The sequence below is a fragment of the Qipengyuania sp. NPDC077410 genome (genome assembly GCF_044543405.1).
GTDB classification, from domain to species: Bacteria; Pseudomonadota; Alphaproteobacteria; order Sphingomonadales; family Sphingomonadaceae; genus Qipengyuania; species Qipengyuania pacifica.
Genome location: NZ_JBITWB010000001.1, coordinates 78,464 through 93,569, shown reverse-complemented (window position 1 = coordinate 93,569; position 15,106 = coordinate 78,464). Strand labels below are relative to the sequence as shown.

Annotated in this window: 13 protein-coding genes and 1 pseudogene; 7 read left to right on the top strand and 7 right to left on the bottom strand. The window is 62.2% G+C overall.

Annotated elements, in window-relative coordinates; all coding sequences use genetic code 11:
• Position 1 precedes the first annotated feature (1 nt).
• The 4 genes from ACIGGE_RS00435 (at position 2) to ACIGGE_RS00420 (ending at position 2,271) form a co-directional block, all read left to right on the top strand.
• Positions 2-565 carry a hypothetical protein gene (locus ACIGGE_RS00435; protein WP_397489079.1) on the top strand — a complete coding sequence of 188 codons (564 nt, stop codon included), beginning with the start codon at positions 2-4 and terminating at the stop codon, positions 563-565.
• A 92-nt stretch (positions 566-657) separates the two neighbouring features.
• Positions 658-1,119: a Dps family protein gene (locus tag ACIGGE_RS00430; protein WP_196846845.1), complete on the top strand. Its 462-nt coding sequence runs from the start codon at positions 658-660 to the stop codon at positions 1,117-1,119.
• Positions 1,120-1,192: 73 nt separating this feature from the next.
• Entirely contained in the window at positions 1,193-1,813 is a 621-nt protein-coding gene (locus ACIGGE_RS00425; protein WP_397489078.1) for a 6-phosphogluconolactonase, read from the top strand.
• A gap of 20 nt (positions 1,814-1,833) precedes the next feature.
• Positions 1,834-2,271: an NUDIX domain-containing protein gene (locus tag ACIGGE_RS00420; RefSeq protein WP_397489077.1), complete on the top strand. Its 438-nt coding sequence runs from the start codon at positions 1,834-1,836 to the stop codon at positions 2,269-2,271.
• Here ACIGGE_RS00420 and dinB read toward each other — a convergent pair.
• Complete coding sequence (gene dinB / locus ACIGGE_RS00415) at positions 2,268-3,389, bottom strand: DNA polymerase IV (RefSeq protein WP_397489076.1); 1,122 nt, start codon at positions 3,387-3,389, stop codon at positions 2,268-2,270. The genes ACIGGE_RS00420 and dinB overlap by 4 nt on opposite strands.
• A 65-nt stretch (positions 3,390-3,454) precedes the next feature.
• Between dinB and ACIGGE_RS00410 the strand changes: the two genes are divergently transcribed.
• The gene (locus ACIGGE_RS00410; RefSeq protein WP_397489904.1) at positions 3,455-4,720 is read left to right on the top strand and encodes a multidrug effflux MFS transporter; all 1,266 of its coding nucleotides are present in this window, start codon (positions 3,455-3,457) and stop codon (positions 4,718-4,720) included.
• Here ACIGGE_RS00410 and ACIGGE_RS00405 read toward each other — a convergent pair.
• The 6 genes and pseudogenes from ACIGGE_RS00405 to crtY all read right to left on the bottom strand — a co-directional run bounded on the left by ACIGGE_RS00405 (position 4,717) and on the right by crtY (position 12,667).
• Positions 4,717-6,268: pseudogene (locus ACIGGE_RS00405) on the bottom strand (acyl-CoA carboxylase subunit beta). The gene ACIGGE_RS00410 and the pseudogene ACIGGE_RS00405 overlap by 4 nt on opposite strands.
• 56 nt (positions 6,269-6,324) lie before the next feature.
• Complete coding sequence (locus tag ACIGGE_RS00400; RefSeq protein WP_397489075.1) at positions 6,325-8,196, bottom strand: acetyl/propionyl/methylcrotonyl-CoA carboxylase subunit alpha; 1,872 nt, start codon at positions 8,194-8,196, stop codon at positions 6,325-6,327.
• A gap of 151 nt (positions 8,197-8,347) precedes the next feature.
• Positions 8,348-9,349 carry a phytoene/squalene synthase family protein gene (locus ACIGGE_RS00395; protein ID WP_397489074.1) on the bottom strand — a complete coding sequence of 334 codons (1,002 nt, stop codon included), beginning with the start codon at positions 9,347-9,349 and terminating at the stop codon, positions 8,348-8,350.
• Positions 9,350-9,366: 17 nt separating this feature from the next.
• Positions 9,367-9,948, bottom strand: coding sequence for a TIGR00730 family Rossman fold protein (locus ACIGGE_RS00390; protein ID WP_221597999.1), 582 nt, complete (start codon positions 9,946-9,948; stop codon positions 9,367-9,369).
• A gap of 8 nt (positions 9,949-9,956) precedes the next feature.
• Positions 9,957-11,495 carry a phytoene desaturase gene (locus ACIGGE_RS00385; RefSeq protein ID WP_103022404.1) on the bottom strand — a complete coding sequence of 513 codons (1,539 nt, stop codon included), beginning with the start codon at positions 11,493-11,495 and terminating at the stop codon, positions 9,957-9,959.
• Positions 11,492-12,667 (bottom strand): lycopene beta-cyclase CrtY, encoded by a 1,176-nt coding sequence (crtY, locus tag ACIGGE_RS00380; RefSeq protein WP_397489073.1) that lies wholly within the window; start codon positions 12,665-12,667, stop codon positions 11,492-11,494. The genes ACIGGE_RS00385 and crtY overlap by 4 nt, the downstream gene beginning before the upstream one ends.
• Before the next feature lie 127 nt (positions 12,668-12,794).
• Here crtY and ACIGGE_RS00375 point away from each other — a divergent pair, with 127 nt between their 5' ends.
• Positions 12,795-13,646, top strand: coding sequence for a MipA/OmpV family protein (locus ACIGGE_RS00375; protein WP_397489072.1), 852 nt, complete (start codon positions 12,795-12,797; stop codon positions 13,644-13,646).
• 66 nt (positions 13,647-13,712) lie between these two features.
• Positions 13,713-14,981 carry an amidohydrolase family protein gene (locus tag ACIGGE_RS00370; protein WP_397489071.1) on the top strand — a complete coding sequence of 423 codons (1,269 nt, stop codon included), beginning with the start codon at positions 13,713-13,715 and terminating at the stop codon, positions 14,979-14,981.
• The last annotated feature ends 125 nt before the right edge of the window (positions 14,982-15,106 follow it).

Below are 15,106 nucleotides of genomic sequence, written 5' to 3'. Positions count from 1 at the left end.
GATGACGGCACTGCTATTCGCCATGGTTGCCAGCTTCGTGGCCGCGATCGGTGCGCGCGACCAGCTGCTGGTGGCGCGCCTTGCGGGTGCTCTGGGTGCGGCGAATGGCTTGCTCGTGGTGGCATTGACGAGTTCTGCTTTGACCGCGATTACCGCGGCTTGGTTGGGAAGCCTTCTGGCGGGAACCATGTCCGAAAGCGCGGCAACCATGTTCGTGGCCCTCGCGCTTCTGCTGGCCGCCTTCGAGTGCGCCTGGCCCAATCGGGAGCGAGTGCCGCGGGAACCGACACGTTCGATGGGGGCTGCGTTCATCGTCTTGTGCTTCAGGCAAATGACCGACGCCTCGCGCTTCCTGGTAGCGGCGATGGCCGTAGTTTTCGCCTACTGGCCGCTGGCGGGATTAGGCGGCGCGATCGGGGGAGGGGCTGCAGTCACTATGGGATGGCTTTCCGGCACAGCACTCGAAGCGAGACTGCCGCTACGGCGGTTGAGGATCGGCCTCGCTGTCCTGCTTTTCGGCCTTGGCGTGATCACCGGGCTCAGCGCGAGAGGAATCATCGCCTGACCCGATCACAGCAACCGCCGCTAATCGGGAAACCGTAGTGGCGGAAAGCCGTTGATGAGGTGAACTTCAGAACGACGAAAGGGGTAAATACCATGGCAGAATTGGGCAACAACGCGAAAGCTGGACTGGTAAGCGCGCTGAACGGCGCACTGGCCGATACCATGGCGCTGTATTTCAAAACCAAGAACTTTCACTGGCATGTGGCGGGACCGCGTTTTCGCGACCTGCATCTGCTTTTTGACGAGCAGGCAGCGCAGCTGGTTGGCACAGTGGATGCCATTGGCGAGCGCGTCCGCAAGAATGACGAGTTCACCCTCACATCGATCGGCAGCATCGCCAAGCAGACAAAGATTGCCGATCAGGATGATGTGACCATCACTGCCGACGCAATGGTGGCAGAATTGCGTGACGATAACCGCAAGCTGCACACACGGCTCAATGAGGTAAAAGACGCCGCGGAAGAAGTGGGTGACAACGCCACCAGCGGTATCGTCGACGATTGGATCGATCAGTGCGAAGAACGCGTCTGGTTCCTCAATCAGACTACCAAGTAAGCACATACCTATTCGTGTGCGCCTATGCCGCCTTTCCCCTTGGGGACGGGCGGCATTGGTGTATCAATACAGTATGGAAAATTTGACTATCATCGAGGGTCAGGGCGATGCTGCTATTGCTGACTGGCTGGCGTCCCAGCTGCGCGAACGGATGGATCAATCCGATGGGCCGGTGACGATCACGGTTCCCGGGGGATCCACTCCCTTTCCGATCATGGAAAAATTGCTTGGCCACGAACTGGACTGGACGCGACTGGTTGTGTGGCCGGGAGACGACCGTATCGTTTCCGAAGATCATGCCGCATCGAATACAGGGAAGCTGCGCAAACTGTTCGAGCCTGCGGGGGCCGAAGTCGTCACTCTGAACGAGATGGAGGCCGTGCCGCCTTTCGCTCTTGCCTGGCTTGGCATGGGCGCTGACGGGCATGTCGCTTCGCTATTTCCGAATACGGATCCCAAGGTCGATGACGCGCGACCGGTCGTGCGTTTGACGCCCGATCCGCTACCTCCCGAAGCTCCGTTCGATCGGATCAGCCTGACGATGCCATCGCTTCTCGCAAGCGACCGGTTGGTCTTCGTTCTTCGCGGTGCGGAAAAACGCAGCGTACTCGATCAGGCTATTGCAGGTGATAACGATCTTCCGATTGCGCGATTGCTCGCTGCGGCCCGGCAACCGGTGACATGTTTCACCTGATCCCCAGGCCGCTCGACCGAGTGGCACTGAAGGTTGCGCACCGGTTGCGCCATCACTGGCGCAAATTCAGCGGGATCACGGCAGAGGGCGTCACCATCATTGCGTCCAATCCGCAGGGTGAAATCCTGTTGGTACGGCATAGTTACGGTCCGCAAGGGTGGTATTTTCCGGGCGGTGGTATCGGGCGGAAAGAAACGCCGGAGCATGCGGCGCGGCGAGAAATGCGCGAAGAAACAGGCTGCCTCGTGACCGATCTGAAACTTGTCGGCATATTGAACGAGGAAATTTCGGGCGCACCGCACCGCGCTTATATTTTCAGCACTGTCGTGGATGCGGCACCCGAACCGGACGGGCGAGAAATCGTGGAAGCGCGTTTCTTTGCGATACGCCTGCTTCCCGAAGCAATGAGCGCGCTCACCAGAAGGCGGCTGGAATTATGGCAGTCCTGGGTAAATTAGAGCAGCGATAACTGCGCATCGGGTCGCGGTTGCTGGTCACTGTTCCCCTCCAGTTTCGAAAGCGTCAGTCCCATAAGGCGGATCGGCATGGGCAGGGGGAGGACCTCCTCCAGCAGGGCGCGGCCGATTGCCGCAAATTCCTCTTTGTTCGCGATTGGCCGATCCATCGTCTTGGCGCGGCTGAAAATCTGAAAATCGGTGAATTTCATCTTGAGTGTGACAGTGCGACCTTCTGCTTCCGCGCGCTCGATATAGCCCCAGACGATATCGATGATATCCTCCATTGTGTCGCGCAGCTCGCTACCCGACGAAAGGTCGCGGTTGAACGTCCTCTCGCCGCCGACGGATTTACGGATGCGGCTCGACCGAACGGGCCGCAAATCGATGCCTCTTGAAGCACGATAGAGATAATCGGCGAAACTTCCGAAATGAGCGCGCAGCCATTCGATATCCTTTTCCGCCAGATCGCCACCGGTCTCGATGCCGAGCCGCGCCATTTTTTCGGCGCCCTTGGGACCGACGCCGTGGAAGCGCCTGATCGGTAGGTCGGCGACAAAGGCGGCCCCTTCGCCGGGACGGATCACGCACAGGCCATCGGGCTTGTTCTGGTCGCTCGCGATCTTGGCGAGAAACTTGTTGTAGCTGACCCCTGCGCTGGCGGTCAGTTTCGTCTTCGCGCGGATTTCCTGCCGGATCAGTTCCGCTATCCGGGTGGCGCTGCCAATGCCCAGCTTGTCTTCGGTGACATCCAGATATGCCTCATCAAGGCTGAGCGGTTCGACCAGGTCGGTGTGGTGACGAAAGATTGCGCGGATCTGCTGACTGACCTCGCGGTAGACGTCGAAACGGCTCTTGCAAAAGATAAGGTCGGGGCATTTGCGCTTGGCCGTGACAGAGGGCATGGCGCTGCGCACACCGAACTTGCGCGCCTCGTAGCTGGCAGCAGCGACAACGCCGCGCCCGCTCGATCCACCCACGGCGACAGGCTTGCCGCGCAATTCTGGATGGTCGCGCTGCTCGACGCTGGCGAAAAACGCATCCATGTCGACGTGAATGATCTTCCGCAGCCCATCGGCTTCGCTGTCATCCGCATCGGTACGCACTTCGCCATCGTTCATGAGAGAATAGATAGCGACGCGGGTTGCAAATCGGAACCTTGTCGGCCAACTGCCATTTTGTGCAGATGCGAAGCGAACAGTTGGCTGGCGGCGAGCGCCCGATTTCGAGCGCTGCGCGCGGTAAAAGCATCGGCGAGCGCGAACTGATCTGGATGATGGCTCTGCTGATGGCGTGCAACGCCTTCGGTATCGATGCAATCCTTCCAGCTCTCGATGCCCTGGCCAGCGATCTCCGCGTGGAAGGCAACAACCGTCAGTTCGTGGTCGGCGCCTATCTGCTCGCCGCTGGGATTGGTACGCTCATTCCTGGAGCTTTCGCCGACAGGTACGGCCGCCGCCCGGTGCTTTTCACGGCCTTGTTCTTCTACATCGCCCTGTCGATTGCCTGCGCCTTGGCGACGAGCTTCGATATGCTGATTGCTCTACGCGCAGCGCAGGGTTTCTTTGCTGCAGGTATCATCGCTCTGCCGCCCGCCATCATTCGGGACCGTGTGGGCGGCGATAAAATGGCCCGCATGATGAGCCTGATTTTCGTGATCTTCCTGCTGGTTCCGGCGGTCGCACCGAGCATCGGGCAGGGCGTCTTGATGCTAATGGGCGACTGGCGCTGGATTTTCGGCGTCATGGCCCTGGCGGGTGTTGCTATGTCGGCGTGGGTATATGTGCGATTGCCGGAAACCCTGCATGAATCGGACAAGCAGCAGATTCACCTGCCAACGATCACGCGCAATATGGCAAGTGCCGTGACCTTGCGGGAAACCATCGGTTATACCCTCGGCAGTGCGCTGGTTTTTGGCGGCTTGTTCGGCTTCATTAATTCCAGCCAGCAGCTGATCGGCGAAGCCTTCGGCGCGGGCGACAAATTCCCCATGATCTTTGCCATTTGCGCTGGTTGCATGGCGATTTCAAACTGGTCGAACAGCCGCATCGTCGAGCGGTTCGGTGCACGGCGTGTCAGCCATGTGGCGCTGTTCGCTTTCATCGCCGTGGCCGCTGCGCAGTACTGGTTTGCAAGTCAGCCGGATGAGAGCCTGTGGACGTTCGTGCCTCTGATGGCCGCCAATATGAGCCTGCTCGGCTTCATCGGTGCGAATTTCGGGTCCATCGCTCTCCAGCCGTTCAAGCATATCGCCGGTGCAGCTTCGTCGGCGCAGGGCTTCTTGCGCATGACGAGCGGCGCGGCGCTGGGGGCTTATATCGGCTATCTTTACGACGGGACGGCGCGGCCGCTCGCAATCGCTCTTCTGGGTACGGCGGTGCTGAGCCTCGTATTCGTGCTGATCAGCGAGCGCGGCACGCTCTTCGGGCCGCCCGAGCCGGAAGAAGACTAGGCTTCGGCGTATAGCTTGCGCCAAGCAAGATCGGCGAATTCGCATAAGAGCGGGCGGGTGTCGCGCGGAGCGATTATATCTTCGACGTTGAAGCGTTCCGCGCTGCGGAAGGGCGAGGTGACCTTGTGCAGGCGCTCGCGGATCGCTTCGAGTTCCGCTGCCGGGTCGTCGGCGGCTTCGAGGTCCGATTTGTAGGCGACCTCCAGCCCGCCAGCGATGGGGAGCGACCCCCTGGTCGCCCGAGGGCCAGCAATAGCGATACTGGAAATTCTCGGCGTTGCTCATCGCGCTGCCGGCGATGCCGGAGGCGCGGCGTAAAACCACGGAGGCGAGGGGCACGCTTGCCTTGTAAATCGCGGTCATGGCCTGGACGCCGTAGCGGATGGTGCCGGCCATTTCCGCTTCGCGACCGATCATGAAGCCGGGGTTGTCGACCAGGTGGACGATGGGCAGGCGGAACTGGTCTGCAAGCTTCACGAAGCGTTCCACTTTTTCGCTGGTCTTCGCTTCCCACGAGCCGCCCAGGTAGGACGGGTCGCTGGCCAAAACCATCACGGGCCAGCCGTCGAGGCGGGCAAGAGCTGTGATGCAGGCGCGCCCCCACATGCGACCGATCTCGAAAACCGTGCCCTTGTCGAAGACCATGTCGAGGCAGCGGCGCATGGAATAAACCTGCTTCGGATCGCGAGGCACAAGTGAATCAAGCGTATGATCGCGCCGCCGAACAGGGTCCGAACAGTCTGTCCGGCGGGCAAGCTGGCCGACATGTTCGGGCATGAACGATAGGAAGTGCCGCGCGCGGGCGAATGCTTCGGCTTCGCTCCCCACTTCGTCATCGACCACGCCGTTGCGGGTGTGGATCGCGCTGCCGCCGAGATCTTCCTTGGCCTGCTGGTGATCAGTCGAGCCGCGATAGCTGTCGCCTAGGCCATCGACCACGGCAGGCCCGGCGGCGAAGAGCTGGCTGAGACCCTTCACCATGATCGAATAATGGCTGGCGACGGTGCGGGCGGCGCCGAGACCGGCGGTCGGGCCAAGCGCCAGTGCGACCACCGGCACCGTGTCGAGATTCTTCACGACGTCCGACCAGCCGGGCACGGCGGGGATGTACGTTGCGCCGATCTGTTCCAGCGTCTTGACGCTGCCGCCGCCGCCAGTGCCGTCGATCATGCGGACGATGGGGAGCTTGAGCTCGTGCGCCATCTTTTCCGCCTGCACCATCTTGCGGCTGATCCCGGCATCGGCCGCGCCGCCGCGAATGGTGAAATCGTCCGCTGTAGCGACGACGGGGCGACCGTTTATCTCCGCCTTGCCGAAGAGGAAAGGGGCCGGAAGAATGTGTTCGAGATTGCCGTCCTGGTCATAGGAAGCCTTGCCCGCGATCTTGCCGATTTCGCGAAAACTGCCGGGATCGACGAGTGCGGCGAGCCGGGCGCGGGCATCCATCTTGCCGCGCGAATGCTGACGCGCGACTTTTTCCTCGCCGCCCATCTGCTCGGCCAGTCTTTCGCGGTGGCGGAGTTCCTCGAGTTCCTTGTCCCAGCTCATTCGTGCCCTCTCTCTTCGGGGGACACGCTCGCAATGAGGAGAGGCTTTGTGAAGCCTTATTCTTCTTTCGGCTCGACAACTGCGAGAACGGCTTCGACCTGCACCTGCCCGCCCTCGCTCGCGGCCAGTTCGGTTACGGTGCCATCGAAGGGCGCGGTGAGGGCGTGTTCCATCTTCATCGCTTCGAGTACCATGAGGCGCTGACCCGCGGTAACCGTATCGCCTGCGGCAACATCGACCGCGATGACTTTGCCCGGCATGGGGGCAAGGATGGCGCCGTCTCCCGCTGCTGCGGCACCCGATCCACGGGACTGACGTTCGAAAACGAAGCTCTGCCCATCGGCAAAGACCACGGCCCTGGCGGGATCGACAAAGCCCGTCGCGAAGCTTTCCGTGCCGGCACGAGCGGCGGAGACGGTGCGGGTTTCGCCCTTGTGCGTGAGCGTTGCCGACAGCACGCCGGGGGCATTGAGGCGCAGGCCGATGGGCAGGTCCTCATAGTCTTCGGTTTCGGCCAGAGCGATGAAATCGGCCGCGCTCTGCCAGATGTCGTCGTCTGCTTCGTCGGACGACACGAGATCGTCGAGCTTGGTTTCGATGAAGCCGGTGTCGAGATTGGCCTGTTCGAAATCCTCGTCGCGAAGGCAGTTCGCGATGAACGCGGCATTGGTCTTTACCGGCCAGATTTCGACATTTTCCGCAATACCGGCGAGTTGATCGATAGCATCGCCGCGAGTTTCGCCCCAGACGACCAGCTTGGCCACCATGGGATCGTAGAAAGGCGAAATCCGATCGCCTTCCTCGACGCCGGTTTCGATGCGGCCTTCAACGCCAAGGTCGAAGTGATCGAGCGCGCCGGTCGAAGGGAGGAAGCCGCCAGCCGGATCTTCTGCGTAAAGGCGCGCTTCGATGGCATGACCGTCGATGAAAAGATCCTCCTGCGAGAGCGGGATTGGCTCCCCACTTGCGACGCGCAGCTGCCATTCGACCAGATCGACGCCGGTGATTTCTTCGGTCACGGGGTGTTCGACCTGAAGGCGCGTATTCATTTCCATGAAGAAAATGCGGTCGGCGCGCAGGCCTTCGCTGGCGTCGGCAATGAATTCGATCGTACCTGCGCCTTCGTAATCGACCGCCTTGGCCGCGCGCACGGCAGCCGCGCAGATATCCTCGCGCGTTGTATCGTCCATTCCGGGAGCGGGTGCTTCCTCGATGACCTTCTGGTGACGGCGCTGCAGCGAGCAGTCGCGTTCGAACAGGTGGACGACGTTGCCATGGCTATCGCCGAACACCTGCACTTCGATATGCCGGGGCGAGGTGATCCATTTTTCCAGCAGCACCTCGTCATTGGAGAAGCTGGCCTTGGCTTCGCGGCGGCAGCTTTCCAGCATCGCTTCGAAATCGGCTGCAGCATCGACCTTGCGCATTCCCTTGCCCCCGCCGCCGGCGACGGCCTTGATGAGTACGGGGTAACCGATCGCATCGGCTTCCTGCTTGAGGCGTTCGACCGACTGATCCTCGCCCTCGTAGCCTGGAGTCACCGGCACGCCTGCTGCGCGCATCAGCTTCTTCGCGGCATCTTTCAGCCCCATCGCTTCGATGGAAGAGGGCTTGGGGCCAACCCAGATCAGTCCGGCATCGATGACGGCCTGCGCAAAGCCTGCATTTTCGCTGAGGAAGCCGTAGCCCGGGTGGATCGCTTCCGCCCCGGTCTGCTGCGCCGCGGCGATGATCTTTTCGCCCAGCAGATAGCTTTCGGCAGCAGGCGAAGGGCCGATATGGACCGCTTCATCAGCCTGACGGACATGGAGCGCCCGGGCATCGGCATCGGAATAAACGGCGACCGTGGCGATCCCCATTTCGCGCGCGGTGCGGATGATGCGGCAGGCGATTTCGCCGCGATTGGCGATGAGAAGCTTCTGGATCATGGGCGGGGCGCTAACCCATTTTTCAAGTCATTGCGAGCGGTAGGCGAAGCAAACCAACGTCAGCCCTGTCGGCGGCACAGGAAGCTGCGTGATGGATTGGCGCGACGGCCCATGGGCTTTCTTGCAATGACTGCTGCGACAGCCCCGGGCCTTACCAGCCGGTGACCGGCCTGAAATCGTGGCGGCTCCACAGGATCGGCTCCGACGGACCCTGCGGCCGGTTCACGATCGCTTCGAAGAAGGCGGCCGTCATGTGCCACAGTTTTTCCGGGCCACTGACCCTGGTGCGGCTGTCCCATGCGAGCTGCCCGCGGGTAAGCACCTTGCGCCCGATGGCGCCATATATGCGTGCAGCGGCCAGCACGGCCCAACGCTGACGGAAACGCAGGCGCCTGGCGCCGAGCTTCGACGCGGCTTCGTATTTTTCCATCATGGCGATGAGGCGCGGCATCAGGCTGGCTAGGCGGAAACGGTTTTCGGGCAATGCGTGTTCGCCCTGTTCCCAGCCCATTTCGTCGAGCCAGGTGCGGGGCAGATAGCAGCGCCCAGCCTGCGCATCTTCGACGATATCGCGTGCAATATTGGCGAGCTGGAAAGCCAGCCCCAGATCGCAAGCGCGATCGAGCGTTTCGCCATCGTCGGGATGAACCCCCATGATACGCGCCATCATGATGCCAACGGCACCGGCGACATGGTAGCAATAGCGCATCATGTCGGTTTCTGTCTTCGGGCTCCACCCGGTGGCGTCGAGCGCGAAACCGGCAATCACGTCGTTCGCTTCTTCCAGCGTCAGGCCGCATTCGTCCGCGACAAGGCCAAACGCATCGAAGGCGGCATCCGCCGTGGGCTGTTCTTCGAACGCACGGCGGGTCAGGACGCGGATCGCCTGGACGCGGTCTTCCGCATCCTTTGGCGTGCCCTGATCGCCGAGGGGGCCGCCCTTGTCCTGGTTATCGGCAATATCGTCGCACCGGCGACACCAGGCATAGAGCAGCCAGCTGCGTTCGCGCGTCGTGCGATCGAACAGCTTCGAAGCCGCGGCAAAACTGTGCGAACCCTCTTCGATCGATTCGAGCGAGCGATCGACGAGCACGGCACGATCGCGCCCGCCGCCAGCCCTTGCGGGGGTGGGGCGCAAATAGCGCGACTGCACGAGGGTACGGGGCTTGTTCAGAGGTCGTCGGCCTTCATCTGGAAGATGGGGGTATGGGGTTCGTATGCTTCCATACGGTTAAGCAGCCCATCCAGAGTTGTATCATGGACCAGGATATTCTGGTGCACGGGCCGCACGAAGCCGACTTCGGCCATGTGGCGGTTGAATGCGATCAGGTGATCGTAGAAGCCGAAGGCGTTGAGCAGGCCCACCGGGTTATCGTGATAGCCAAGCTGCGCCCAGCTCATCGCTTCCCACAGTTCATCCATGGTGCCGACGCCGCCCGGAATGGTGATGAAGCCGTCACTCAGGTCGGTGAAGCGCTGCTTGCGTTCGTGCATGCCGCCGACCGTGTAGAGTTCGGTGCAGTCGTGATTGGCGACTTCGCTATTGGCCAGTGCATCGGGAATGACGCCGATAACCTCGCCGCCCGCTTCCAGCGCGCCGCGGGCCGTGGCGCCCATCAGGCCCAGTCGTCCGCCGCCATAGACCACCCCGATGCCGCGCTGCGCCAGCCCCTTGCCCACATCGTAGGCAAGCTGGATGAACCGCGGATCCTGCGGCGAGGCGGAGCCGCAGTAGACGGCCAGACGGTTCATAGTTCGGGTCATGCCAAATCCTCCAGCATCAGTCCGGCAGTCGCCTTGGCGCTGCCGACCACGCCGGGGATGCCGGCGCCGGGGTGGGTCCCTGCCCCGACGAGATAGAAATTGTCCAGCACGTCATCCCGGTTGTGCCCGCGGAAATAGGCGCTTTGCGTGAGGACGGGTTCAAGGCTGAAGGCGCTGCCCATATGCGCGTTGAGATCGGTGGCAAAATCGCTGGGGGCATAATGGAATTTGGTGACGATCCGATCGTGGAGGCCGGGAATGAGGCGGCGTTCGAGTTCGTCGAGAATGCTCTTTTCGAGCATCGGCCCCATTTCTTCCCAGTCCACCGCCAGCTTGCCCATATGGGCCACCGGAACGAGGGCGTAGAACGTGCTCATCCCCTCGGGCGCCATGGACGGATCGGTGACGGTCGGGTGATGCAGATAGATCGAGAAGTCCTGCGGCAGCACGCCGTGATCGTAAATGTCTTCCAGCAGGCCTTTGTACCGCGGGCCGAACAGGATCATGTGATGGGGGATGCCGGGCCAGCTCCCCTCGATCCCGAAGTGGACCACGAACAGGCTGGGGCTGAAGCTCTTGCGTGACAGCCGCTTGGCGTAATCGGCACCGCGTTTCGCGCCAGCGAGCAGATCCTTGTAACTATGCATGATGTCGGCATTGCTGGCGATGGCATCGAAGCGCTGTTTCCAGCCCGACCGCGTTTCGACCTCGGTCACCTGTTTGCCGAGCGTGTGGATCTGGACCACCGGATCGTTCAGCCGGACAGTGCCGCCAAGGCGTTCCAGATGAGTGACCATGCCCGCGATCAGGCGATTGGTGCCGCCCCTGGCCCACCACACGCCGCCGTCGATTTCGAGCTTGTGGATCAGCGCGTAAATGCTGCTGGTCTTCATCGGATTGCCGCCGACCAGAAGCGTGTGGAAGCTCAGCGCTTCGCGCAGCTTTTCATTATCGACATAGCTGGAAACGACCGAATAGACGCTGCGCCACGCCTGCTGTTTCGCGAGCGCCGGAGCGGCCTTGATCATCGACTTGAAGTCGAGGAAGGGCACATGGCCGAGTTTTACATAGCCTTCCTGATAGACCGCTTCGGAATATTCTAGGAAGCGCTGGTAACCGGCGACATCGGCCGGGTTGAGCTGCGCGATTTCGCGGAACAGCTGCTCTTCATCGTTGGAATAATCGAACTGCGTTCCGTCCGGCCAGGCGAGCCGGTAGAAGGGCATGACCGGCATCAGATCGACATCTTCGGAAATGTCGTGGCCGGACAGTGCCCATAGTTCCTTCAGGCAGTTCGGATCAGTGATGACGGTGGGGCCCGCATCGAAGGTGAAACCGTCTTTCTGCCAGTGGTAGGCGCGGCCGCCGGGCTTGTCGCGCCCCTCCACCACGGTGGTGGCGATGCCGGCAGATTGCAACCGGATGGCGAGGGCGAGCCCGCCGAAGCCCGCGCCGATGACGCAGGCGGTGCGGCCCGGCGGAACGGGCGCTGGGGTTTGGGCCGCCTGGGGGGCAGGGCTTGTCTGTGCGGTCATTGGGGCTTCTCATGGACGAGCGGGCTGCCCTTGCCAAGCAGCGCGCGGACGGCATCGGTCACGGGGACGGGGGGCTTGCCGGAAAGGATGCGCAACTTGTCCCCATATGTCGGGGCTCCGGCATAGAAGCGTTCGATCAGCGGTTCACGCAGGCGATAGAACCGTTCGAAGATGCGATAGCGTTCGTCCGGGCGGGCGGCGTCGAACAGCATCCGGCCAAGCCGGCGGAAGAACCGCATCGTCCGCCAATGATCATGCGCGCGTTTTTCGAACAGGGCGGCAAGCTGTTCGCCCGGCAGCATGGCCTCGCGGGCCAGCACCAGCGCATTGGCAACGGCAAATGGCAGCGTGTAGCTGGTGAGGGGATGCGTAAACCCGCCGCGCGCGCCAATCTGCACCACGCCCGGTTCGCGCAGGTCGCGCCGGTATGCGGCAAAATCGCCACCGGTAATGACGGGCAGGACGCCCGTTTCGCCGCCGAGGATATCGCCATGCCAGCCCATGGCGGCGCAATAGCGGTCGATCCGGCCCGAAAGCGCGTTGCGGTCCAGCACGGGGCTGTCCGAGTAATAGGTATCTTCGACGAACAGCTCTTCGGCGCCGAGCGGTAGCGTGTAGACGAAGCGATAGGCATCGTGCTGCGCAACGCGCGCATCCATCACGATCGGCCGGGCAAGGCCATGCGGCGTATCGGTGCGCAGGTGGCGGCCCATGAAGACCTGCCAGCCACCGCGCAGATGGGGCGAAGGTTGGAAATCCCGGCAATCGACCACTGTCCGGGCGGAAATATGCTCGCCATTATCGAGCGTGATTCCGTTTGCTGCCAGTGCGACCACACGGGACCGGGTGCGGATCGCTTCCTGCGGCAGCTCGCGCCGCAGCGCCGCGTCGAAGTCCCGGCTGGCGAGCGAGCGATAGGCCGAGCCCAGCGTCCGGCTGTGGGCGGGGAAGGCGACGTCGTAGCCCGCGGGCCATTCGGTCTTGCGAAAGGGTGCGAGCAAATCGGTGCCGGCGTCATCCAGATCGCTGGCAAACCAGCTCCAACGGTGATTTCCGCCGAAAACCTCCCCCGCTTCGAACAGGGCAAGGCGCAATTGCGGATGTGCCCGGTGGACTGCCAGCGCGGTAAGCCCGCCTGCAAGCCCACCTCCGACGATTGCGATATCGAACATGCGCTCAGTCATCGCCAAAAGGCTTAGAGGCGAAGCGCACAGGGGACAATCGTCTTGACGATGCTGGCGGGAACAGGAGCGCGAACCGGGTGTTTCAATGCAAACAGGGAACCTCGAGGGAAATCAAATGAAAGCCATTCTTGCCGCTGCGGGCGCTGCCGTCGCCCTGTGCGCATCACCTGCCGCCGCCCAGGAGGCGGACGAAATCTCTGCGGCTAGCGGCAATGCCGAACCCACGGTGTTCGACGGCGACTGGCTGAGCGTCGGCGCCGGCGTGATCTATGGCCCGAGCTACAGAGGTTCGGACGACTACGTCTTCTCCCCGATCCCCGTGGTTCAGGGCAATCTGGGCGGGGTCGGCATCAGTCCGAGAGCCGGCGGGATCGCGCTCGATTTCATTCCCGACAGGGACGGCGAAGTGTCGTTTTCCGCCGGCATCGCTGCAAAGCTGAGCCGCAACCGCGCTGCCCAGATCAAGGATCCGGTGGTGAGGAGCTATGGAGAGCTGGAAACGGCGATCGAAGTGGGGCCAAGCGCAGGGGTCAGCGTTCCGGCGCTGCTCAACCCCTATGACAGCCTGAGCTTCAACATCGATGCGGTCTGGGACGTGGCCGGCGCGCATAACGGCATGTCGGTCAACCCGTCCATTACCTATTTCACGCCGCTGAGCCGCGGTATCGCCGTATCGCTGTCCGTCAGCGCAAAGCATATCGACGATGACTTTGCCGACTATTACTACTCCGTCCCGGCTGGTGGGCCGCTGCCCGAATTCCAGGCGGAAGGCGGTTTCGAAAGCGCCGGGGTCAACCTGCTGGGTGTATTCGACCTCGATGGCGACGTGACCAATGGCGGGCTCGCCCTGATCGCATTGGGCGGTTATTCGCGCATGCTTGGAGACGCGAAACGCACCCCGTTCACCTCGATCCGCGGCGATGCCGACCAATGGATGGGGGCGGTAGGCGTAGGCTATACGTTCTGACACCTGCTTTTGCTTGCCCTCGCCGATGAGGGCAGGCATCCCCTTGCGCCAAAAGGGGAGAAACATATGAGAATCGCCGCACTGCTTGCGCTCGGCGCAGCAATCATTGCCACGCCTGCGCTGGCTGACACGACGGTCATCCATGCCGGTGCGGTCGTGGTGGATGCCGACAGCCAGCCGCGGGGGCAATCGACCGTTACGGTCACCGACGGGCGGATCGTGAGCATAGAGGACGGTTTTGCCGATGCTCCGGAAGGAGCGACGGTGGTCGACCTCAGGACCAAGACCGTGGCGCCCGGCCTGGTCGACCTGCACGTTCATTTGACCGGCGATCCTGGGGGCGACTTCTGGAAAGAAGCCGTCGAACCCGACGAATGGGGCGTGGTCGTGGGCGCCAAGAATGCCCGACTGACGGCACTGGCAGGGTTCACGACCGTGCGCGAGGCAGGCAGCGGCCGCGAATCCGCTTTCGCCCTGCGGCGCGGCACCGAAGAAGGCTTCATCGCCGGACCGCGTATCGTGGCGGCGGGCCCCCCACTGGCGATTGTCGGCGGACATGGCGATGTCAGCGGCTTCCGTCCCGAAGTGAACGAGGTTCTCGACACGGGGTTCACCTGTACCGGCGCAGTGGAATGTGCCGAGAAAGTGCGCCTCGCCAGCCAGAACGGTGCCGATGTCATCAAGATCACCGCCACCGGTGGGGTGTTAAGCCAGCAGGGGCGCGGGCTGGAAGCGCATTTCAGCGATGCCGAAATGAAAAGCATCGCGGATACTGCTCATTCGCTGGGTCTGCAGGTCATGGCACACGCCCACGGTGCCCGCGGTGTGGAGGCCGCGAGCCGAGCAGGCATCGATACGATCGAACATGGTACGTATCTGGACGAAGCGGCCGCCAACGAAATGAAGAAAAACGGCACGGTGCTGATCCCCACGCTCATGGCTTTCCAGGGTGTGACTGAACGGCTGGGCAAAGGAATTTACACCCCCGTTGTCGAAGAGAAGATCCGGGCAGTTGCCGAAACGGCGCGGGTATTCATGGGCAAAGCGATGCGTTGGGGCGTGCCAATCGCTTTCGGGACCGATGCCGGCGTTTTCGGTCATGGGCGCAATGCCGGCGAATTCGCGCTCATGGTGGCGCAGGGTATGGGCCACCGCGAAGCCTTCGCCACGGCGACGACAAATGCCGCCAAGGTGCTCGGCATGGAAAATGAAATCGGTCGGATCGCGCCGGGATATTCCGCCGACCTGATTGCGATCGATGGCAACCCGCTGGAAGACACGGCTACGCTCGAAAATGTGGGTTGGGTAATGGTTCGCGGGCGCGTGATCGACTGACCTACGCGTCGGGGGACACCGACGCCGGCGTTCGGTCGATGCGTTTACGCCATCGGTCGCAAACCCTGCTTGTCCGCCATATCAAACCAGTGTTGTAACGGAACTCAGAGGTTTCAGGGGAATTG

Excerpts from the sequence above, each read along its gene's own strand:
- ACIGGE_RS00435 (WP_397489079.1), top strand. The coding sequence starts at position 2 with ATGACGGCACTGCTATTCGCCATGGTTGCCAGCTTCGTGGCCGCGATC.
- ACIGGE_RS00430 (WP_196846845.1), top strand. The coding sequence starts at position 658 with ATGGCAGAATTGGGCAACAACGCGAAAGCTGGACTGGTAAGCGCGCTG.
- ACIGGE_RS00425 (WP_397489078.1), top strand. The coding sequence starts at position 1,193 with ATGGAAAATTTGACTATCATCGAGGGTCAGGGCGATGCTGCTATTGCT.
- dinB (WP_397489076.1), bottom strand. The coding sequence starts at position 3,389 with ATGAACGATGGCGAAGTGCGTACCGATGCGGATGACAGCGAAGCCGAT.
- ACIGGE_RS00410 (WP_397489904.1), top strand. The coding sequence starts at position 3,455 with ATGCGAAGCGAACAGTTGGCTGGCGGCGAGCGCCCGATTTCGAGCGCT.
- ACIGGE_RS00400 (WP_397489075.1), bottom strand. The coding sequence starts at position 8,196 with ATGATCCAGAAGCTTCTCATCGCCAATCGCGGCGAAATCGCCTGCCGC.
- ACIGGE_RS00390 (WP_221597999.1), bottom strand. The coding sequence starts at position 9,948 with ATGAACCGTCTGGCCGTCTACTGCGGCTCCGCCTCGCCGCAGGATCCG.
- ACIGGE_RS00385 (WP_103022404.1), bottom strand. The coding sequence starts at position 11,495 with ATGACCGCACAGACAAGCCCTGCCCCCCAGGCGGCCCAAACCCCAGCG.
- crtY (WP_397489073.1), bottom strand. The coding sequence starts at position 12,667 with ATGTTCGATATCGCAATCGTCGGAGGTGGGCTTGCAGGCGGGCTTACC.
- ACIGGE_RS00375 (WP_397489072.1), top strand. The coding sequence starts at position 12,795 with ATGAAAGCCATTCTTGCCGCTGCGGGCGCTGCCGTCGCCCTGTGCGCA.
- ACIGGE_RS00370 (WP_397489071.1), top strand. The coding sequence starts at position 13,713 with ATGAGAATCGCCGCACTGCTTGCGCTCGGCGCAGCAATCATTGCCACG.